Source organism: Brachybacterium vulturis (assembly GCF_002407185.1).
Lineage (GTDB): Bacteria > Actinomycetota > Actinomycetes > Actinomycetales > Dermabacteraceae > Brachybacterium > Brachybacterium vulturis.
This window is the reverse complement of sequence record NZ_CP023563.1, coordinates 2,486,312-2,505,012: the sequence shown is the minus strand read 5'-3', so window position 1 is coordinate 2,505,012 and position 18,701 is coordinate 2,486,312. Positions and strand designations below refer to the sequence as shown.

The 18,701-nt window shown below is 67.1% G+C and carries 22 protein-coding genes and 1 pseudogene; 10 read left to right on the top strand and 13 right to left on the bottom strand.

All coding sequences use genetic code 11. The features are described 5' to 3' along the window. Window positions 1-43: 43 nt before the first annotated feature. From CFK38_RS11325 to CFK38_RS11305, 5 genes are all read right to left on the bottom strand, one after another. Window positions 44-694 (bottom strand): DsbA family protein, encoded by a 651-nt coding sequence (locus tag CFK38_RS11325; protein ID WP_096803162.1) that lies wholly within the window; start codon window positions 692-694, stop codon window positions 44-46. Beyond that, window positions 691-2,724, bottom strand: a complete 2,034-nt coding sequence (locus CFK38_RS11320) for a heavy metal translocating P-type ATPase (protein ID WP_096803161.1) — start codon at window positions 2,722-2,724, stop codon at window positions 691-693. Before CFK38_RS11320 ends, CFK38_RS11325 begins: the two co-directional genes overlap by 4 nt. After that, window positions 2,721-3,101: a Cd(II)/Pb(II)-sensing metalloregulatory transcriptional regulator CmtR gene (gene cmtR, locus CFK38_RS11315; protein WP_096803160.1), complete on the bottom strand. Its 381-nt coding sequence runs from the start codon at window positions 3,099-3,101 to the stop codon at window positions 2,721-2,723. The genes CFK38_RS11320 and cmtR overlap by 4 nt, the downstream gene beginning before the upstream one ends. A gap of 200 nt (window positions 3,102-3,301) precedes the next feature. Continuing rightward, window positions 3,302-3,910 carry a hypothetical protein gene (locus CFK38_RS17185; protein WP_157773464.1) on the bottom strand — a complete coding sequence of 203 codons (609 nt, stop codon included), beginning with the start codon at window positions 3,908-3,910 and terminating at the stop codon, window positions 3,302-3,304. Window positions 3,911-4,162: 252 nt separating this feature from the next. After that, window positions 4,163-4,786, bottom strand: coding sequence for an HD domain-containing protein (locus tag CFK38_RS11305; protein WP_096803159.1), 624 nt, complete (start codon window positions 4,784-4,786; stop codon window positions 4,163-4,165). A gap of 186 nt (window positions 4,787-4,972) precedes the next feature. Here CFK38_RS11305 and CFK38_RS11300 point away from each other — a divergent pair, with 186 nt between their 5' ends. The 8 genes and pseudogenes from CFK38_RS11300 (at window position 4,973) to CFK38_RS11270 (ending at window position 10,280) form a co-directional block, all read left to right on the top strand. Then, window positions 4,973-6,127 (top strand): hypothetical protein, encoded by a 1,155-nt coding sequence (locus CFK38_RS11300; RefSeq protein WP_096803158.1) that lies wholly within the window; start codon window positions 4,973-4,975, stop codon window positions 6,125-6,127. A gap of 106 nt (window positions 6,128-6,233) precedes the next feature. After that, complete coding sequence (locus CFK38_RS11295) at window positions 6,234-6,998, top strand: HNH endonuclease family protein (protein ID WP_157773463.1); 765 nt, start codon at window positions 6,234-6,236, stop codon at window positions 6,996-6,998. Window positions 6,999-7,045: 47 nt separating this feature from the next. Beyond that, on the top strand, window positions 7,046-7,624 hold the full coding sequence (locus CFK38_RS11290; protein ID WP_157773462.1) for a hypothetical protein: 579 nt from the start codon (window positions 7,046-7,048) through the stop codon (window positions 7,622-7,624). A gap of 73 nt (window positions 7,625-7,697) precedes the next feature. Next, a complete protein-coding gene (locus tag CFK38_RS11285; protein ID WP_096803155.1) occupies window positions 7,698-8,036 on the top strand; it encodes a hypothetical protein in 339 nt (112 codons plus the stop codon). After that, window positions 7,939-8,715 (top strand): annotated as a pseudogene (locus tag CFK38_RS17900) (hypothetical protein); the annotation flags it as partial. The gene CFK38_RS11285 and the pseudogene CFK38_RS17900, both read left to right, overlap by 98 nt. Before the next feature lie 64 nt (window positions 8,716-8,779). Then, the gene (locus CFK38_RS11275; RefSeq protein WP_245851016.1) at window positions 8,780-9,667 is read left to right on the top strand and encodes a hypothetical protein; all 888 of its coding nucleotides are present in this window, start codon (window positions 8,780-8,782) and stop codon (window positions 9,665-9,667) included. A gap of 38 nt (window positions 9,668-9,705) precedes the next feature. Then, window positions 9,706-10,005, top strand: a complete 300-nt coding sequence (locus CFK38_RS17300) for a DUF7455 domain-containing protein (protein ID WP_172895786.1) — start codon at window positions 9,706-9,708, stop codon at window positions 10,003-10,005. Window positions 10,006-10,076: 71 nt separating this feature from the next. Beyond that, window positions 10,077-10,280: a hypothetical protein gene (locus CFK38_RS11270; protein ID WP_096803153.1), complete on the top strand. Its 204-nt coding sequence runs from the start codon at window positions 10,077-10,079 to the stop codon at window positions 10,278-10,280. Window positions 10,281-10,354: 74 nt separating this feature from the next. On the opposite strand, the gene CFK38_RS11265 is transcribed toward CFK38_RS11270, so the two are convergent. The 4 genes from CFK38_RS11265 to CFK38_RS17180 form a co-directional block, all read right to left on the bottom strand. After that, entirely contained in the window at window positions 10,355-11,416 is a 1,062-nt protein-coding gene (locus CFK38_RS11265) for a hypothetical protein (RefSeq protein WP_096803152.1), read from the bottom strand. Between the two features lie 9 nt (window positions 11,417-11,425). Then, window positions 11,426-11,917 carry a hypothetical protein gene (locus CFK38_RS11260; RefSeq protein ID WP_096803151.1) on the bottom strand — a complete coding sequence of 164 codons (492 nt, stop codon included), beginning with the start codon at window positions 11,915-11,917 and terminating at the stop codon, window positions 11,426-11,428. After that, the gene (locus CFK38_RS11255) at window positions 11,914-12,633 is read right to left on the bottom strand and encodes an alpha/beta hydrolase fold domain-containing protein (protein WP_157773461.1); all 720 of its coding nucleotides are present in this window, start codon (window positions 12,631-12,633) and stop codon (window positions 11,914-11,916) included. The genes CFK38_RS11260 and CFK38_RS11255 overlap by 4 nt, the downstream gene beginning before the upstream one ends. Window positions 12,634-12,829: 196 nt before the next feature. After that, the gene (locus CFK38_RS17180) at window positions 12,830-13,300 is read right to left on the bottom strand and encodes a helix-turn-helix domain-containing protein (RefSeq protein WP_157773460.1); all 471 of its coding nucleotides are present in this window, start codon (window positions 13,298-13,300) and stop codon (window positions 12,830-12,832) included. A gap of 547 nt (window positions 13,301-13,847) precedes the next feature. On the opposite strand from CFK38_RS17180, the gene CFK38_RS11245 reads away from it, so the two are divergent. Next, the gene (locus tag CFK38_RS11245; RefSeq protein WP_157773459.1) at window positions 13,848-14,684 is read left to right on the top strand and encodes a hypothetical protein; all 837 of its coding nucleotides are present in this window, start codon (window positions 13,848-13,850) and stop codon (window positions 14,682-14,684) included. Between the two features lie 35 nt (window positions 14,685-14,719). Next, the gene (locus tag CFK38_RS11240; RefSeq protein WP_218192309.1) at window positions 14,720-15,406 is read left to right on the top strand and encodes a hypothetical protein; all 687 of its coding nucleotides are present in this window, start codon (window positions 14,720-14,722) and stop codon (window positions 15,404-15,406) included. An 18-nt stretch (window positions 15,407-15,424) separates the two neighbouring features. Here CFK38_RS11240 and CFK38_RS11235 read toward each other — a convergent pair whose 3' ends face one another. The 4 genes from CFK38_RS11235 to CFK38_RS11220 all read right to left on the bottom strand — a co-directional run bounded on the left by CFK38_RS11235 (window position 15,425) and on the right by CFK38_RS11220 (window position 18,644). After that, complete coding sequence (locus tag CFK38_RS11235) at window positions 15,425-16,744, bottom strand: J domain-containing protein (RefSeq protein ID WP_096803146.1); 1,320 nt, start codon at window positions 16,742-16,744, stop codon at window positions 15,425-15,427. Window positions 16,745-16,812: 68 nt separating this feature from the next. Further along, window positions 16,813-17,052 carry a hypothetical protein gene (locus CFK38_RS11230; protein WP_096803145.1) on the bottom strand — a complete coding sequence of 80 codons (240 nt, stop codon included), beginning with the start codon at window positions 17,050-17,052 and terminating at the stop codon, window positions 16,813-16,815. A gap of 495 nt (window positions 17,053-17,547) precedes the next feature. Beyond that, the gene (locus tag CFK38_RS11225; protein ID WP_096803144.1) at window positions 17,548-17,982 is read right to left on the bottom strand and encodes a hypothetical protein; all 435 of its coding nucleotides are present in this window, start codon (window positions 17,980-17,982) and stop codon (window positions 17,548-17,550) included. 98 nt (window positions 17,983-18,080) lie between these two features. Further along, on the bottom strand, window positions 18,081-18,644 hold the full coding sequence (locus CFK38_RS11220; protein WP_096803143.1) for a hypothetical protein: 564 nt from the start codon (window positions 18,642-18,644) through the stop codon (window positions 18,081-18,083). Between the last annotated feature and the right edge of the window lie 57 nt (window positions 18,645-18,701).

The window sequence follows — 18,701 nt, the reverse complement described above, 5'->3', positions numbered from 1 at the left end:
GCGTGGCGCCCTCGACTCCCGAGGCGGCCCGGCGGCTGGGCCGTCAGCCTTCGAGTGCGGCATCGAGAGGATCCGTGAGGTCCTCGACGCGGGTGGGCTCCAGCCGCTCCCCGTCGACGAAGAAGGTGGGAGTGCTGGTGACTCCGAGCGCCTCGGCGTCGGCAGCACTCTGCTCGATGCGCGCGAGGGTGGCCGGATCGTCGTAGACCTGTTCGAAGCGCTCCATATCGAGGCCGAGCTCCTCGGCATACCCGAAGAACGCCTCCCGCTGGGACGTCTCCTGATGACTCCACTCCTCCGCGTTCTCGAACAGCGCCTTGTACATGGCCTCGAACTCGCCCTGCGCACCTGCGGCCTCGGCCGCCTTGGCGGCTTCGACAGAATTTCCGTGCAGCGGCAGGTACCGCACCACGAAGGTCACGCGGTCGCCGTACTCGGCGCGGATCTCCTCGACCGCGGGATACAGGGATAGACAGGCTTCACATTCGAAGTCGAGGTACTCCACGAAGACGACGTCGCTGCTGCCCTCGGACAGCGTGGGACTGTCTTCGCGCACGAGCTGGGCTGACGCGGAACCCGTGCCCTCGGCCGGCGCCGATTCCTGCTCGTCGGGGTTGAGGAAGATGATGAACCCGGCGAGGACCAGCGCAGCTGCTGCGATCAGTGCCAGGGTGAATTTTGTGCTCCTGCTCATGCGGCGGGTCCTCCCACAGTCGACGTCTCGCGCAGATCCTGCCGGATCGGCCTGGACGGCTCCTGCGCGCCCACCCCTTGTGTGCGTGCGGCCCGCATGCCGTTGGCGATCACCACGACTTCGGCGACCTCGTGCACGAGCACCACCGCGGCCAGACCCAGCACCCCGAACAATGCCAGCGGGAACAGCACCACGATGATCGCCAGCGCGAGGGCGATGTTCCCGGTCATGATGCGGCGGCCCCGGCGAGCATGTGCCAGAGCGGCGGGGATCTGTTGCAGGTCCGTGCCGGTGAAGGCGACGTCGGCCGACTCGACCGCTGCTGCCGTGCCGGTCGCTCCCATCGCGATGCCCACGGTCGCTGACGCGAGGGCGGGCGCATCGTTGATGCCGTCTCCGATCATCGCGGTCGGGGCCTGCTCCGAGAGGCGACGGACGTGGGCGGCCTTGTCGGCGGGCAGCTGCTCGGCATGAACTTCCTCGATACCGGCCTGCGCCGCGATCGCGCGAGCGGTCAGGGTGTTGTCTCCGGTGAGCATGACCGTGCGAATGCCCTGGGCGTGCAGCGCAGCAACCGTCGCGGCAGCTTCCGGGCGCAGCTCGTCGCGGATGCCGACAGCGCCGATCACCTGGCCGTCCTCCTCGACCATGACGATGCTCATTCCACCTGCCGCCATCTCGTGGGTACGGTTCTCGAGCTGGCCAGGGGAGATCCAGCGGGGACTTCCTACGCGCATCAACCGGCCACCGATGTTGCCGGTGATGCCGTGTCCGGGAGTTTCCTGGACATCGTCGGCGTCGACCGTGGTATTTGTTGCGGCGAGGATGGCGGTGGCGAGGGGGTGAGCGCTGGCGGATTCGAGAGCAGCGGCCGCTGCGAGGACCTCCTCACGGCTGCGGCCCTCGCTTGTGGCGACATCCACGACCCTGGGTTCGTTGCGGGTGAGCGTCCCGGTCTTGTCCAGTGCAACAGTGCGGATCGTCCCCAGCTGCTCGAAGGCGGCGCCGGACTTGATGACCACACCGAGCTTGCTCGCGGAGCCGATCGAGGAGATCACCGTCACCGGCACAGCGATCGCCAACGCGCAGGGCGACGCGGCGACGAGCACCACCAGGGCACGCTCGATCCAGATCGCCGGTTCTCCGGTGAGGACGCCGAACAGTGCGACCAGTGCGGCGACAATCAGCACCACGGGGACGAGGGGACGGGCGATGCGATCAGCGAGGCGCGCACGTTCACCCTTGGCGGCGTGGGCCTGCTCGACCAGGCGCACGATCTGGGTCAGCGAGTTGTCTCGACCGTCAGCCGTAGCACGCAGCGATAGCGAGCCCGAGCCGTTGACGGAACCTGCATGCACCTCATCCCCAGGGCCGACCTCGACCGGTATGGACTCGCCCGTGATCGTGGAGGTATCCATCCAGGAGCGCCCGGAGACGATGACCCCGTCCGTGGCCACCTTGTCGCCCGCGCCGAGCAGGAGCACGTCGTCGGTGCGGACCTCCGCAGCCGCGATGGTCTGAGACCCTCCTGGGCGTGAGACGCGAGCAGTCTCGGGGATGAGCGCGAGCAGTGCCCGCAGGCCCTGCTTCGCACGATCCATCGACCGGTCCTCGAGCGCCTCTGCGAGGGAGAACAGGAACGCCAATGCGGCGGCTTCGCCGATGTGCCCCAACAGCACCGCACCGAGCGCGGCAATGGTCATCAACAGGCCCACACCGAGCCGACCGCGTCCACGGCCCTGCACAAGGCGACGCAAAGTGCTGGGGACGAAGGTCCAGGCCCCGGCCAGCAGGGCGAGAACGTGGGCCGCGAGACCGACGGTGCTGAGCCCTGCCCAACCGATCAAGAGCCCCACTACCCACAAGACACCGGACGCGACCGGCAGCATCAGCGCACGATCGCGCCACCACGGTGTGGGCTCTTCGAGCTCGAGCGCCTCCGGCGGACCACTGCTTCCGCAGCATGCATCTTCCACCACTGGGGCCACGGGGGGTGCGGGCTTCTCGGGGCCGCAGCAGTCGTCGCTCATCGCGCACCCGCCTCGGAGCGCACCTCAACGGAGGCGTCGCAGCACAGCGGGACGTCACAGTCCTCGTCAGTGCACGGAAGGCCGTCGTCAACCGCGAGCACGGTATCGACAAGGACCGAGAGTGCCTTGGTCAGGTGCGCGTCGGCGATCTCGTAGCGCGTGCGTCGCCCCTCGGGGGATGCGACCACGATGCCGCAGCCGCGCAGGCAGGAGAGGTGATTGGATACGTTCGTACGGGTCAGCGACAGCTCCTCGGCTAGTACCGCGGGATAGCCGGGATGGTCGAGGAGGGACAGCAGGATGCGGGAGCGAGTGGGGTCGGCCATGGCCCGGCCGAGCCGATTCATGACCTCAAGACGCGAAGCTTTAGTCAGCATGCACTGACCATACAGTATGCGGTGACCAATTCGGGAGCCGGCAACTGCTCGACGAGCGAAATTTCGTGCCGCTCGAGAATAGTGAGCATCACCCCTCCGAGTCGAGCCATCGAGCGAACCCCGAGTGTTGTGCCGGGGGTCGAGGTCGCGCGAGTGACCGAGAGAGGGAGTGCGCAGCGCGCGAGCGGCTACTCGAGCGCCTAGTTTCTGGTGCGCCGGGAGGTCGTCCGCGCCTTCCGCAGCTCGGGTCGAAGATCGTGGCACCCGAGGAGCCAGTGGAGCCACGTCGCGCCGCGGCCGAGCGCGACCGAGAGTCTCTGCATGGGGACGCCGTCGTCGACGACGGATCGGCATGCCTCGGCCAGTACCCTGCCCTCTTCTCCGCGGACTGCTCGGGCACCTTCGCGGGCGCGTGGCGCCTGCGGGCACGCCTCGTACAGTCCGAGTAGTTCGGCGATCTCGTCCGCGGTGGGTGTTCGACTCTCCGCAAGCCGCGGATAGCGGGTCGGCGGTGTGCGCCCGGCCGTCTCGAGGGCGGTGCGGATCGCCTGACGGGAGCAGCCGAGGTCTTCCGCGATCTGGTCGAGGGTTTGCCCGTCCTCCCTGCGTAGGCGAACCTCGTCGACGTCGGCGACCGGCTGTTGGCCCCAGCGTCGGAAGGTGATGTCGTGGCGTGCCGTGGCCAAACGGTAGGTGTACGCCCCGGTGATCCCGTAGTCGGCACCGATTTGGGTCCATGACTCACCGGCCCGGTAGCGGGCAGCGGCGTCGGCGGCGACCTGTTCTCGCTGCGCCGGAGTCAGCTTCACGGGACGACTCCAATGCTCGAGGTCGGGCCGTTACAGGTACGGGCCAGAGGCGCGACCGGTCGGGGGTTCACTCGATACTTTCGCCCAGAACGTCGTCGATGTCGATCCAGCGACGAGAATGCGTGACTGCCGTAGCGAGCGTTCGCTTCGCCGTGACTGGCCCATGAGTGATGTCCCCTCTCACCCCCTCCCAGCGCAGGAACGACAGTGTGCTTCCGTCACTCGCAGTCACATCGGGCAGACCCCGGGCAGTCAGGTATCAGCGGCGCCCACGGCGTCAGCCTCTCCGTGACGGCCCCACAGGCGGAGTGCAGCGATGAAGTCCGCCATCCCGGCGTCCAGCGCGGCGATCACCGGTGAATCCGGCGCGTACCTCTCCCGGATGTCGACGATGCGATCCACCGGCGCGATAGGCCGACCTGTCGGAGACGTTGAGAAATCCGCGATCCACAGCGCCGCCCGCATCCTCGGGTCTTCCGGCTGCGGGACCTCGATCGGTATGCCGCGTGTTGCCGATTCCTGCGCCGCGGTCGAATGCCACGCCACCAGCGGGGCCAGGAACTGCAGCGGCGTGCCTTCCAATGCTGTGGCGCCGTCCAGACTGTGGAGCCCGGTGCGGACCGTGCCGTATCCGATGTCGTGGACGAGGCCCGCTGCTATGGCTACGACGCGGACGGTCGGGTGGGCCGAGGCGTAAAGGTCATTCATCGCGCGGGCGACGCCTTCGCTGTGGGCGCGGCGCCGTGGCAGATCACGCAGATGGGAGTGCATCAGTGCGCGGGCCGCATCGGAGGCGCCCCGGCCGACGCTGCCGGGCCTGTCGCCGTGGCGAATGGGACATTCCTGGCCGGTTTGGCGTCCTGGGACGTCCATCATCAGCCTCCTCGTGCTCATCGTGATTGAGCCCCCGTGGCAGGGGGTGTGGGGGGCCAGTGGGCGCGCTGGCCGCCACGCGGGACACGGAGCCGGCGCCGGCGCGCTGGGAGCTCGAGGGCGTGTCCCGTCGACGGTGCGCCCCGCCCACTGACCCGGTGGGAGGCGTCGAGCATCAGGAGGCACGTGATGAGCAGCATTGTCCGCAAGCGGGAGACCGGTGAGAAGGGAAATCGGGGCGAGTTCGGAAAGATCCCTCGCGGAGAAGCGGACCTGCACGTCGACTCCGGGGAGGCTGAAGCGACCGGGGCAGCGCTGGTCGAGAAGTTCGGGTTCGATGTGCGGACCGCGGATCCTGTCACCTTCGATGAGCACGCACGGGAGGCGTCGGCGCAGCTGTCGTCTGCCCTGTCCCGGCAGCGGAGTCGCCTCGCCGGGCTGCACCGGGCGGTCGGCGACCGCAGGCAGACCGGCGGCGCCTGGGGTAAGAGCGACGAGGAAGCCCTGGCCGCAGCCCGCGAATGGGTGACCCTTGCCGATGCCGGGGCGGCATCCGAGGCGATGGGTGGGCGGATCCGGGGGCCGCTGCGCGAGGCCGAAGCCTCCCAGGAGGAGACCGAACGTGCGTGGGCGAAGGTCGACGGGCTCGAGGAGGCGTTCCGTCTCCGTGGCGGGTGGAACCGGGCCTTCCTCGTCGCAGGCGCGAACGGTCACGTGCATTCGTCCACCGGATGCTCCACCTGCCGGGACTCGACGCAGTACGCGTGGATGACTGACTACTCCGGGGCGGACGAAGAGACGATCGTCGCTGATGCCGGCTACCGGGCCTGCACGGTCTGCTACCCCTCGGCGCCGGTGGGGGATGAGCGGTCCCTGCCGACGAAGATGCTCAGCGGCGAGGAGAAGCAGGACGCTGCCCGGCGCGAGAAGGAACGCGCTGCGCGGGAGGTGAAGAAGGCGAAGGCTGCGGCAAACGCGCCAACCTCGAGTGGGGAGGCGCTGACCGTGGATGACGGCATGAGTCAGTACCCGGAGACGTTGAAGACGGAGCGCAGAGCCCGCAGGTGGGCGGTCGACACGGTGCTGGACGAGGCGTCGTTCGTCGCCTACCGCGAGCAGTTCGACGACGCCGACACGAACTATCGCGGCTCCGTGGTGAACCGTGCCAGCCGCGAGGTCATCGTGCAGTCCCTGGCGGAAAAGCACGGCACCGACACCGACGCGGTGCGCGATGAGCTGCGGAAGAAGGCACGCGCGAAGGCGAAGCGGGAGTACTCCTCGGACACGGCTGTGCGCGATCGGATCACGGGCCAGATCGACGACCTGTTCCGCCCGAGCACCTGACCGGGACGCATCCGACTGGACGCCCCATCACAGTCGGGGCAAGGCCGGAGCGCGCCCAAGTGTCTCCTCGTCCTGCGAAGATGCGTCCTCGCCCACTGGAGAGATCATGAGCTCGAGAACCAAGCCTTCCCGTTTTGGCCGCCTGCGCGGGATCCTCGCCGTCGTGGTGGTCATCGTGTTGATGGGGTGGTTCGCCACCGAGAACCGCGAGGCGTTGACGAAGGTCTACTCCACGATCACCGAGGCCCTGCCGACCTCATCGCAGGCACAGCCCGTCCCGGACGGCGCGTGGCTGGAATCGGGGCCGACGAGCATCGACCCGCAGCAGCTGGCGAGCCTGGACGTGGCCGAGCAGGACCGCTCCGAGGACGACTACGAGCGGGACGAGTTCGGTGACGGCTGGGCGTCCGTCGGGGACGGCTGCGACACCCGCGACCAGATCCTGAACCGTGACCTGGTCGAGATCACCTACGAGGACGGGTCCGACTGCGAGGCCACGGATGGGACCCTGCACGACCCGTACACGGGGATCACAATCGACGGAAACCTGAGCGAGGACGTGCAGATCGACCACATCGTCTCCCTCAGCGACGCCTGGTATTCCGGCGCCGAGGACTGGAGCAGCGAGAAGCGGGAGGCCTTCGCGAACGACTCGGCAAACCTCGTCGCCGTCGACGCCTCAGCGAACATGTCGAAGAGCGACGACTCCATCGCCGAGTGGTATCCCGGTTGGGACGCGCCCAGCGATGTCGCCGAGTGCCGGTACGCCGCGCAGTATGTGGACGTGCTTGCCATCTACGATCTGTCGGTAACCAGCGATGACTACAAGATGTTGAAGAAGCTCGAGACCGACTGCGAAGAACTCGCCTGAGCGCCCCGCCCACTTCCGCGGGGGCCGCGTCGAGTATCAGGAGGCACGTGATGAGCAGCATCGTTCGCAAGCGCGAGACGGGCGAGAAGGGTAACCGTGGCGAGTTCGGGTCCGTCACCCGCGGGGAGGCGACCGTCGCTGTCGGGACGGCCGCCGACGGGGTTACCCCGCCTCCCGGACCTGACTTCGAGCAGCGGTACGCGGCGAAGAGACAGGAGGCGATCCGGGCGTTCCAGCGTTACGAGATGCTCAGCGTCGAGGTCAACGAGATGGCCATCGACTCGATGAGCCGGACAGCTGCCGACCAGGCACCAGCTGATGCGGTCGCCATCGGGATCGCTGCCGAGTACGACGAGCTCGAACGCCCCGAAGACACCTTGCGCGGCATCCGCTGGGTCCGCAGCGACGGCAGTATCGACGAGCTCGACGACGCGACCGAGACACTTCTGGGCGATGCGTGGTCCGACGTGGATCGCAGCGTGATTCCGTGGCACCAGCATGCGGGCCTGATCGAGCGCGGAGACAGTGGACTGCCCGTAGAGGAGCTGGCCAGGGAGGACGTCGAGTTCGTGATCCCGATCCGCTGCCGCGATCACGGCATGACCGAGCCGAGCTCCTGGCAGTGACCGCTTCGTCCTGTGGCAGGGCGAGCTCGCCCACTGCGAGAACGTGAGCACCATGCGACAGGAAGGCTGACCCGTGAATCTCGAGCGCATCAAGCGGTTCGTCCACCCGGAGGGATACGGGTTCTGGCTGGATCCGGACGGGCTCTTCACGCTTCTCGGCGCGATCATCGCGACCGTTGCTCTCTCCGTGGCCATCGACATCCCCGACGCGATCAGACGGATCGGCGACCCGGTTGTGGGAAGGCCAGTAGTGGCCACCGTGCTCAGTGCCGCCGTGTACCTCGCGATGGCCCGTACGTTCGCATCGCTCGTCCATGCCTGGACCCCGGCGACTTCGAGGCACCGGGCCGGTTCCACGCCTGGGTCGCTGCATTCGGCATCATCCTGGCCCTCGGCAGCGTGGTCCTGGTGAGCTGGCCGCTCCCGGGCTACGTCGGCCAAGGGTCCGCGGGTATCGCGGTGCGCATCGTCGCCATCGTCGGCTACGTCCTCGCTGGTGGCGTGGTGTTTCGGCGAGTCATGGAGTCACGAATCGTCTGGTTACGGGACAGGGTCGCAGGAGTCCGGCGAGGAAAGGGCTGATGGTCCTCCGGAATCGCGAGTCTGACCCCGCCCACTTCCACCCGGTGAGACCACGACGAGGAAGGGAGTCGGTCATGGCGACGACGAAGGTACGAGCAGGTACTGCTGCGAAGGTGCGCAAGCGCGACACGGGGGAGATCGGCAACAGGGGCGAGTTCGGCTCCGTCCCCCGGGGCGAGGCCGACGTAGCGGTCGCGGAGCCGGGGGCTGGTCCGCAGCTCGGTGAGGACGTCGAGATCGACCTCAGCGCTCGGATCGACGAGAGCGTCGCCATCGGTGACGATGCCGTCATCGGTGCGGACGTGACCATCGGGCCGGACGCCACGATCGGCGAGGGCGTCGTGGTCGGTGACGGGTCCACGATCGGCGCCGGCACGAACATCGCGGACGGGGCGAGGCTGGTCGAAGCCGTCACCGTGGGAGGGGGCGTCACGGTCGGGGAGGACTCGACCATTCAGGCACGCGCCACGCTCGGAGACGGCTCGGTGCTCGGTGAAGAGGGCACCGTCGGTACCGAGTCCCGCCTCGGCCGCGACGTGCAGGTCGAGGCGGACACCCAGCATCGGTGCTCAGGTGACGATCGACGAGGGCGCCACCGTCGGAGAGGGCAGCGAGATCGAGGACCGTGCAAAGGTCCGCCACTTAGTGCGTATTGGCGAGCAGGCCACCATCGGGAAGTCCGCAGAGCTGCAGGCGGGTACGGTCATCGGCGATGGATCCAGCATCGGGTCCCGCAGCCGACTGGAGGGCACCTTCGGGGACGAGCTGAAGGTCGGAACTCGCAGCCGGTTGCTCGGCGGAGCCACCTGGGGCCACAGCGCCGAGATCGGCGAAGGGGTGAGGGTCCAGGTTGATCAGCGGTCCCGCTTCGCGGACGGCACCGACCTGGCGGACAAGGCCTCGATCAGCGACTCCTACGTGCGTGGGGAGCTGTCGATGGGCGACGGTGCGACGGTCGCGGGCGGGAAGGAGAGCCTCAGCATGTTGGGCGACGGAGTCGCTATCGGAGCCGGTGCCAGCCTGAACGGTGCGATCCGAGTCCGCGACGGCGTGGAGGTCGGTGAGTCCGCGCAGCTCGAAGGCCCCGCCCGTCGCAACCCGGAGAGTCTCCCCACCGAGCTCGATGCCGACTGTGAGGTGCTGGACCGTGCGCGGATCCAGCCGGGCGCGCGGCTGGGAGAGCGCACGCTTGTCGGCTCCTCAACCGAGGTCGGCACGCAGGTGGTCACCGGGGCGGGCACCGAGATCGGAAGCCGGGCCGCCGTCGGGGACTTCTCCCGCCTCAACGGGTCAGTGATCGGCGACGGCGCCCTTATCGGCCACGGGGTCGACACCGGGCACGCCGCGCACGTGGGAGAGGGGGTCGTGGTCGAGGACAACGCGGTGATCGAGCCCTACGCCCGAGTTGAGGATGAGGGCTACGTTCCCCGGGGCTCTGTGATCTGTGAGAGCGAGGCGTGAGCGTCCCGCCGGATTGACCGTGCGCCCACTGGCTGGGCATGAGCACCACAACGTTTTCCCGTATTCCTGCTGCGACGCCATTGTCGGTGCCGCCCCGGCGTGCCGACACGCTGTTCGGCTCGTCCCCGACCGTTGCCTCCGAGCGGCAGTCCTGCGACCGGTGCCCGTCAGCGTCAGCGAAGGTCAGGGTCGATTACGGCACGGGGCCGGTGTACCTGTGCGGTCACCACGCCCGGAAGGGCTGGGTCGTGCTCGAACGCACCGCGCTGCGGATCCGCGCTGATGTGCCCACCGGCTCGTTCTACCTGCCGATGCCGCCCCGCAAGTCCGAGAAGTAGACCTGTCCCGCCAACCCAGCGCCGCGCCCACTGCCCAGGCGCTGGGAGACCGACCAGGAGGAGAAATCATCATGTTCACGGCGTCCCTGAGCCCCTGCGAGCAGCTACATGAGGACATCGACTTGCTCGACGCCGCCGGCTGGCCGCGCGAACGAGTCGCCTACGAGCTATCGGATGGACAGATCGAAGAGATGATCGACGTCTACCTGTCCCGAGGCGACGATGCCGTCGCTGGGGCACTGGGCGGAGTGCTCTGCGAAGTGGACAACGGTTGAGAGAGGCCCACCAAACGGTGCGCTGGATAGTCCGGCGTCGTGACCGGATTCAGCGAGGGCCTACGGGTCCCATTTCACATGTCCGCCGTGGCCTCCAGCTTCCGGTGGCGTCGGTACGTCGTCGCGAGGGCGTTGATGAGCCGGAGGTCTTCTGCCCGGGTCGTACGATCCGGTAACGCCTGAGACACCGTCGGCACCGAAGGATCATCCGTCACACTTCCTTGCTCGAGCGCTGCCACGACTGAGTCGACGCTGGGGCGCCCTTCGATCCGAAGACGGATAGTGCACAGAGCGTCGGAGATCTCGACGTATGCCCGCTGCAAGCGTGCTGGTGTTGAGAGGTGTCTGACTGAGAGGTGGAGCTCGTGCTCGGACAGATCGATCGCGCGTTGCCATAAAGGCGCCACACGCAGGAGCTCGACTCGCGCGGTGATCTCGTCGTACATGCGTTCCCCAACCGCCAACAGCGCTGCTCCCACGCCACAGATGAACAGCGGGGCGGGGGACAAGTCGATGACGGTCTGTTTCAACTCACCGCGTCCAACGTTGAGGAAGACGGAGACGATCGCATTGATGATGATGAACCCGGCGATCCCGATGGTCACGAGAAGAAGGGCAATGGTGTTGATCGGGCGGCGACCGAGGTCTCTGCGTATACGCGGGATGTTCCCGAACACGGGCTGTGAGAGTCCCCAGATCACGTACGCCGGGAAGACCACGAGGTAGACGATCGTCGTCGCGTCATGGTCGGAAACGTGCTCGATCCCCTGGGAAGGGATGTTCCGTCGCAGAGCATCAGCCTGTGTAGCCAGGAGGAGCGCAGCGACAGCCGCGGATTGGATGACGATCCGCGCAATAGTCCTCCGTTGGACATGCTGGATCCTCAGCGATAGGAACGTCAGCTCGAGGGCTCCGATGAGAACGCACACCATGAGATGCCACAGCGCCTGCGTGAACGGGTAGAGCGCTGAACCGGCAATGACGAATGAGTATGCGGGTCCGGCCAAGCCCACGGAGAACAGCACGGCGTTGATCGAACTCTTCGTGACCGTTGCCGGCTGTTGGCGCAGCCTCCAGACGCGTTCGGCACCGAGTGCGAGGAACAGCAAGCCCAGTCCGAAGAGGATCCAGCGCATCGGGTCTTGTCACCTCCAGCGTTCGTCGAAGAAGGTGTTCCCGCCCCGCATGACTCGGCGTCGCAGCTCGATAGAGACGTAGGTCGCGACCGTCTCCGCATCCGCTTCGTCGGTGTGGGCGTAGGCCTGACGAGTGGTGACCACGGAGCCAGCGAGACGGGAGTCGATCCCGCGAAGTAGGCCGCTGTCGACGAGCTCCTGCCCCACTGGCTTCGAGTGGTCGTGGCCGAGCAAAGTGTGGGCTACCTCGTGACACACGATGGCGACGAGACGTTCTGGCGAGGCCCGTTCGGAGGCTGCGATGTAGTCCGCGCGGTCAGTGGAGATGAGGAGTCCAGAGATCTTCGACTCGAGTGGTGCGGTAAGAACGCGGAGTGGTCGTCCGCGCGATTCAGAGAGGTTGTCCAGGAGGTCCTCAAGGTCACCACTGGAGGGCAGGATCTCCTCGGCCGCCCGTAGCGCTCTTGTGACCTCTGGCGATTTCCGTCCGTAGCCGATCATCGCGAGTCCCGGTGGGCCGTGACGAGATCCCTCACCGCCTCTGCGATCTCTCGTCTCGCCGATTTCGCCTCGGGGGTCGGGAGGAGCGGGTAGACATGGAGTTGGCCGGCTGCTTCGTGATAGGCGACATCGCTGCCGGCCTGCTTGGCGTGCTGGACGAAGAGTCGGGTGTCGGGGTTCAGGATGTCGCGGGTGCCGCTGAAGATGAGGAGTCTCCCGATTCCATCCGGGTCGGCGAGGATGGGGTTGATGACGGGGTCGTCGAACTGCTCCTCGGTCCACATTTCGCTCAGGAGGAGCTGGCCCTGCTTCACGAGCCACGGGTCTGAGGGTTGTACGGCGTCGATCTCCGGGTTCTCCATCCGCAGGTCTAGAGCGGGTGAGACGAGAACAGTGAGATCGGCTGGGGAACCTTCGTTTCTGAGCATCAGGTTGGTGGAGATCGCGATTGTTCCGCCGGCGGAATCGCCCATGAGGATCAGCGGTCCTTCGACGCTGCGGGCGAGTTCTGCGATCCGCGGCAGGACCGTTCTGGCGGTTCCTCCGGCTTGCACGAGTGGGTAGACCGGGACCACGACGTTCACTGAAGCCTCGACGGCGAGCTCCTGGATCAGCCACCAGTGCTGTATGACCGCTTCGTTCATCCATGCTCCGCCGTGAAGGTAGAGGACTGTTCCCTTGGCGGTGGACTGCGTGGGGGAGACCGTGTGGATCATCCAGCCCCGGTCCTGGCGCGAGGCGATGTGGACTCCGGTTCGTCTCAGACGTGGGGGATCAGTCCGAGCGGGGTGCAGGGTGAGGTCCTGGAGGCGGCGGCGGACGCGCTCTCGAGTGCGGTGGTGCTTGTTGGAGCGGCGCAGGCGCATGATCGTGGGCATCAACCGGCCCATCAGGCTCACCGTCTGGCGTCCCTCAGCTTCCTTGGCTGTTCTGCGCGTCTGGATCGTCGAGTCCTTCGATACGGCGGATCTGGTCGAGCAGCGCAAGCACGGAGTCGAGACTCTCGCTGGAGACCCCATGCGCGCGCAGCATGATCTGTTGCACGCCGGTGTCGCGGATGACGGCAAGTGCTTCGAGGGAGTCGTGGAGCTCGCCTGCGACGGTGTCGTTGACGAAGTAGTCCAGCGGTACACGGAAGATGTCGGCAAGCCCTGCGAGGAGGCGAAAGGAGGGGTTGTTTCGTCTGCCTGTTCTCAACGCGCGGATGTGGTTCGGGGTGACCGATATGCCCTGCTCGGCGAGGGCCTCGACAACGCTGGTCGATGTGTGGAGCTTGGCGCTGTCTGGGGTGAGAGGCACCGTGCGGAAGAGCAGGTCGAGTCGCTCTGCGAGGTGCGGAACGTCTTCGGTGGGTGAGTCCTCCGGCTTCGGGGTGTCCGGCATCGTGACCTCCACTTCGAGTGGCGATGGGCACTGAGGGTTGTCGTCGCCTACCGCCTGGGCGTGATCGACGGTACTCCCGGATGCGACAGCTGGCAATCTGTAGATGCGCAACACATCGGGCCCGCGTCTACAGGTTGTGTTCTCTGGATGCGTGTGTGATGCTCGCCGCATCTACAGATACGCGTTGGCTTCAGTGAGTCGCGAACGAGGACGGCGGCAGCGCCCCTCTCGCCGAGCGGCTTCCTGGATATCGAGGCGTGTGAGGAGACGCGATGACGACCACGAAGACTCGCGCCAGCTCAACGAGTGAGCGCCAGTCCGGACGATCACCACTGTCGCAATGCGTGGGCCTGAACCGCAGCCGCAACCGGTGGACAACCCCAACGCCGTCATGGGGCGCCGATCGATGAGTGACTCGCCCTGGGCAGGTCGGGGTCGCCAGCACAGTGCATGCTGCACCTGCGATCCAGACACTCTGGAGACTCCATGGAAGTCGGAGCTCTGCGCCATCCTGCATGCCCGAGATCCGGCGCAAGCCAGCGGTCTGTTGGACCAATTCGTACAACAGGAGGAGGCCTCCATACGCCGTGTTCTCGCCCGGGTTCGGCGTGTGGCCAGGCTCAGCTCCGACGACGGCGGCGTCGCACTGTCGTACCTCGGGCAGGCGCTGATGAAGATGGTCCACCAACGGTGGCGCGCAAAGGACGGGCCCGGCACCAGCGCGGTATTCGACGACTCTCGCAACCTGCCCGCCATCCTCGAAGCGGAGACCCGGAACTGCCTCCGCGACGACCGCCGCAACGGCCTGATCGACGGCACAGGGGACACTCCGGGCAGCAGTGCGCACGACCGTCGCAAGGCCCTGGTCAGAAGATCCGAGTGGCTGTTCGAGCTCGAGTTCCAGGTCAGACCCGACGACGAAGAGCTTGTGAAGTTCCACAACGAGCGGATGCGCGCGACCCGCAGAGATCCCGGTCGACAATCAGTGCTGATCACCAAGTCGGATCTTCGCCCTGTTCAGTCGGTGCCCCTTGACGCGCCCGGGCTCAGCACCGATACGCGGCTGTCCACGATCGATGAACCTGACGCCGGGGCCGGAGAGCGCTCCGCACGGATCGCCGGCGTGATCGCGCGGTGCGAGCAGCTCGATGCCGCCCGGGAACGCGAGCGGTACCGGAGACTACGGAGGGAGCCCGTGTTGCTCGCCGAAGTAGCGCGCGCGTACTTCGCCCGGCACCTCGCCGGGGACCTCCCGACGCGTCGGGAGCTCATCGGCCAGCTGGGGATCACGGAGCCCGCGGCGCGACGCGAGCTCACGGCACGGCTCGAGACGATACTTGACCTGGCTCGCGAAGCCTTCGATGAATACCTCCACGACCGGTGACGTCCCGTCACGATCCCGATTCGCCCACTGCGCAGGTGAACGAGCTCAGCCGAGGAGAAGATGCCGGGATGGCCGCCACACACTTCACGTCAGATACCCACTTTTGCCATCGGCTGATGGCGCGTGAGCGCGGCTACGCCCTCGGATCCGACTCAATCGACGACGTCACCGAGGAGCCAATCGCCGCGCATGACGAGGCGATCGTCGCTGCCTGGAACCGCCATGTGCGGCCGGAGGACACGGTGTGGCATCTCGGGGACCTGTCCCTGGTTGCTCCGCGCCGGCTGGCCGGGATCGTGCCGCGTCTGAACGGTCGCATCCGCCTGGTGCTGGGTAATCACGATCGGGCGCACCCGCTGTTTGGCGAGAAGTCGATCGCTGCGCTCCGCGTGACATTGGGCCTGGGCATCGAATGGGCCGGCACCGCCGCGGTCGTGAAGATCCCTCCGACGAAGCAGCTCGCGCGCCGCAACGGCTCGACCCCGCACCGCGTGATGCTCTCGCACTTCCCGTACGCGGCCGACCACACCGACGATCCGCGCGCGGGCCAGTGGCGGCTGCGAGACGAGGGCAACGTGCTTTTGCATGGCGATCTACACGTCGATTCGGCCACCGACCCTTCCCGGCCCCGACAGGTCCACGTCGGCTGGGACACCTGGCACCGTCCCGTGACCACCGGCGAGATCGCCCAGATCATCGAGCACGACCTGGTCGTGAGCTGACGAGTCGGGTGGAGACGCTCATACCAGCAGCGACATTGACTCCAGTGCGCGGTGACGGTACAGGGCGTCCTCTTTGTCGAGGTCTGCGCCAGCGGCGGAACCGATGGCGTCGATGACCTGGCCGAGTGACCCGAACACCACTCCGTGAGCCTGGGTATCTGCCGGTGGCTCGGTGGTGAGACGCGTGGGCACGACGTAGCCGCGGGCCTGGCCACCGCGGCCAAAGCGTTCCGCGAGAGCGGCGACCTCGTCGCGCACGACGTTGCGGTGGACCTGGCCGTCGCTGATGACGTCCGAGCCGGAGATCTCCAGCCCGTCCCGACCCAACGGCGGGATCGCGATCAGGTGGAGGGTCTTCCCGACCACCACCGCGACCTGAGCACGGACCGGAGAGCTACCCGGGCGTGGGGTGACGCGGTCCGGCAGTAGGATCACCCGCGCTCCCGTCCGGTGGCCGAACGCGAGCTTCAACGCCCCGAGCAGTCGATCGATGTCGGCGTGGCGATCACCGAGGGTCGTCGCGCCGACCTGAGTGATGAACGAGGAATCGATCACCCCGTTGCCCTCACGGGACCCGGCTCGGGTCAACGCCACGCCGAAGGACGCGTAGGTCGTGGCCATGGAGGCGAGGTAGCACAGCCCGGCCCCGATCATCGGCAGGGGAGTGCCGGCATCGAGGTAGATGACCACGGCCGCGGCGAGGGCCAGAATCAGCGAGAATGCCAGTCCCCACCGGTGCAGGACGGCCAGCGTGACCATGAGTGCCGACCACACCAGATGAATGATGAAGCCGCTCAGCAGCGCCAGTGGGACGGACAGGGCACCGATACGCGCCAGCGGCAGCCCCAGCGTCGACGCGGCCGCGGCGCCCGCGGCGGCCCAGGCGAGGAAGGACAGCACCGTCAGCACTGTCCGCAGGACGGAGCGGGGACCCGTGCCAGCGGTCTCCGCGGGGTCGTCCTCGCTCCTGGCGGCGACATGCCACGCCCATGTGGAAGGGTCCACGCTCAGCATCGAGAACGATGCACCGCGGCCGCCATCTTCCGGGGTGAAAACCCGGTTCCGTTCCGTGCGTGCAGCCTGCCGGGACTCGCCGTCCGGCGTAGCGTGCCCGGGGGCGGGGCTCGAGGCCCGGCGCTGGCCGAGTGTTCGGTCGTAAGCAGCGCGCTTGGTCGCGTTGGACAGCACGTTGTAGGCGGAGCTGACGTTCTTGGCGAGCTCGTCGTCCCCACCGACATCGGCGTGCAGTGCCCGCATCTGGGCGCGGAAGGCAGCGGTGATCTCCGCGCGCGTGGCGTTCTGGTCCACCCCCAAGACCTCGTAGTGGGTGATCGCCATGCCTGCCCTCCTGCTCGGTTGAGTCCATTCTCCCCACCAGTGGGCGCACCGATCCTGTCAGGGGTCGGTCAGGCCTCCTCCAGCAGTGCCAGCGTGTCGACGAGCATGCACCTTGCGATGCTGTCAGCTTCCTCGCCCTTCGGGACGGTCGCGACCAGCACCGCCTGCCACATCAGACACACCATCGTGCAGCCGGACCGCAGGCCCGGGGATGCGTCGCGCACCAGGTACTCCTCCACTTCCTCGACCAGTCGATCGCGGAGCGACAGCAGATCACCGGCAGTGACGGATTCGGCGACAGCAGGCATTGTGGGCCTTTCCACGGCAGAACGCTTCACCAATGGAGTGGGCGACAAACGATCTCCGCAGGACATTTTTTCACTCACGCGACCAGCACCGGTCATCTACTCGGAGTGGAATCGGATAGAATTATCGCGTCGTTGGCGGATGGGGCCAAAGACAGGGTGTGCGCAAGGCCCCGGGAAGTAGATTCTTTCCGGGGCCTTGCCGTACTTCCGCTTGACAGGAACTTCCGTTCACGCCGGAAGTGTCAGCGCTCCCGGACGCCGATATGAGAGTCGTCTGGTTCGTCGCAGAGGACCACATCCTCGTGATCGGGGTCGAATCGTTCGAAGATCGCGTCGATGGCCCTGGCTCCCGAGTCGTCGCCCGCGTCCCACCGCGCCAGGGCGTCCCGGTCGTCGCCGGTGAGGTCGGCGTCCGCGAGGGTGAAGGTGTGGCGGACCTCGGCCGCTTGGATTCGGTTGTAGGTGCGGGTCGTCGTGAAGCTCTCCCTTCCGTGCTCAGGTCGCGGCGTGGACGATGTCGCCCAGCCGTGCGCCCACTGTCTCCGCGACTGCCGCAGGCGCGGACGGGTGCTCGGCGAGGTACCGCAACGTCGTCTCGTCAGCGCACGGGGCGGAGGAGGCGTGGTAGATCGCGTTGCGGTCCGTCAGTCGCCGCGCGATGCGCTCGATGAACTCCGCCGACAGATCCATGCGCCGAGTCACGGGGTAGGTCATCCACCGCTCGTCGCGCTCAACCAGGTACTCCAGCGTGCGCTCGGCGGTGGCGGGATTGTGGGCGATCTTGCGCAGCACCTCGGAGTTCACGCCGGAGTGGGCCAGGCCGTCGAGCACCTCCGCGTCGTCGCTGAACTCGGCGGCCCGCAGGACCAGCGGGACTGTGGTCGGGTCCTCCAGGAACCGGGGGTCTGCATACTCGGCGAAGTCGGTCATGGCGGTTCCCTCCGTGGGTCTCCAGCGGTCGCGGACACCGGGGAAGTGGGCGCAGGGGTCTTTTCGTAGGACCCCGAAACGTTGGGGGTCTGCGGATCTCACCGGATGAGCGGGAGGACAGACCCACCCGTGCCGACTCGAGCTCGGCGGCCGAGCCAGCGGGAATCGCCGCCGGCCCGGGCAGGCCGCGCGGTGAGATCGTTCAGACGTTCCGCGATGCTGAAGAAGACGGGCCGAGCGGTGATCTCACGACCCCGCCGGTCGGTGCGCAGAACGACTGGGTCGCCCATCGAGTCGATCTGCCCTGTGGCGATCACGAATCCCCGGACGCTCAGCAGCACTGCACGGTCGCGGTAGCTCGCCGGGATCCGGTGCGGTCCTTCGACAGACTGGGAGAGCTGCTCATCGCTCATCTCGACGATACGTTGCTCGGAGGGGTCCAGATCCAAGCGGGCCACGAGATAGCCGGGGTCATCCGAGCTCCTGGCTGCCACTTCGCCGCTCGTGGACAGGGAACGTACGGCGTCGAGGCCGAGGCTCGGGACGAGCCCGTGGTCGATGAGGTGGGCCAGGGACGAGCGGTCGACGCCGACGATACGTGCGGCGAGAGCGACCGGGACCCACTCGTCCAGGGCGGGCTTCGTACTGCGGACGATCGGCATAATTCGATGATGCCAGGGGTTCACCAATCTACGTGCACCACGCAGTTTCGGTCGAAG

Coding starts and splice junctions, on each gene's coding strand:
- CFK38_RS11325 (WP_096803162.1), bottom strand. CDS start 694: ATGAGCAGGAGCACAAAATTCACCCTGGCACTGATCGCAGCAGCTGCG.
- CFK38_RS11320 (WP_096803161.1), bottom strand. CDS start 2,724: ATGAGCGACGACTGCTGCGGCCCCGAGAAGCCCGCACCCCCCGTGGCC.
- cmtR (WP_096803160.1), bottom strand. CDS start 3,101: ATGCTGACTAAAGCTTCGCGTCTTGAGGTCATGAATCGGCTCGGCCGG.
- CFK38_RS11305 (WP_096803159.1), bottom strand. CDS start 4,786: ATGATGGACGTCCCAGGACGCCAAACCGGCCAGGAATGTCCCATTCGC.
- CFK38_RS11300 (WP_096803158.1), top strand. CDS start 4,973: ATGAGCAGCATTGTCCGCAAGCGGGAGACCGGTGAGAAGGGAAATCGG.
- CFK38_RS11295 (WP_157773463.1), top strand. CDS start 6,234: ATGAGCTCGAGAACCAAGCCTTCCCGTTTTGGCCGCCTGCGCGGGATC.
- CFK38_RS17300 (WP_172895786.1), top strand. CDS start 9,706: ATGAGCACCACAACGTTTTCCCGTATTCCTGCTGCGACGCCATTGTCG.
- CFK38_RS11270 (WP_096803153.1), top strand. CDS start 10,077: ATGTTCACGGCGTCCCTGAGCCCCTGCGAGCAGCTACATGAGGACATC.
- CFK38_RS11265 (WP_096803152.1), bottom strand. CDS start 11,416: ATGCGCTGGATCCTCTTCGGACTGGGCTTGCTGTTCCTCGCACTCGGT.
- CFK38_RS11260 (WP_096803151.1), bottom strand. CDS start 11,917: ATGATCGGCTACGGACGGAAATCGCCAGAGGTCACAAGAGCGCTACGG.
- CFK38_RS11255 (WP_157773461.1), bottom strand. CDS start 12,633: ATGATCCACACGGTCTCCCCCACGCAGTCCACCGCCAAGGGAACAGTC.
- CFK38_RS17180 (WP_157773460.1), bottom strand. CDS start 13,300: ATGCCGGACACCCCGAAGCCGGAGGACTCACCCACCGAAGACGTTCCG.
- CFK38_RS11235 (WP_096803146.1), bottom strand. CDS start 16,744: ATGGCGATCACCCACTACGAGGTCTTGGGGGTGGACCAGAACGCCACG.
- CFK38_RS11230 (WP_096803145.1), bottom strand. CDS start 17,052: ATGCCTGCTGTCGCCGAATCCGTCACTGCCGGTGATCTGCTGTCGCTC.
- CFK38_RS11225 (WP_096803144.1), bottom strand. CDS start 17,982: ATGACCGACTTCGCCGAGTATGCAGACCCCCGGTTCCTGGAGGACCCG.
- CFK38_RS11220 (WP_096803143.1), bottom strand. CDS start 18,644: ATGCCGATCGTCCGCAGTACGAAGCCCGCCCTGGACGAGTGGGTCCCG.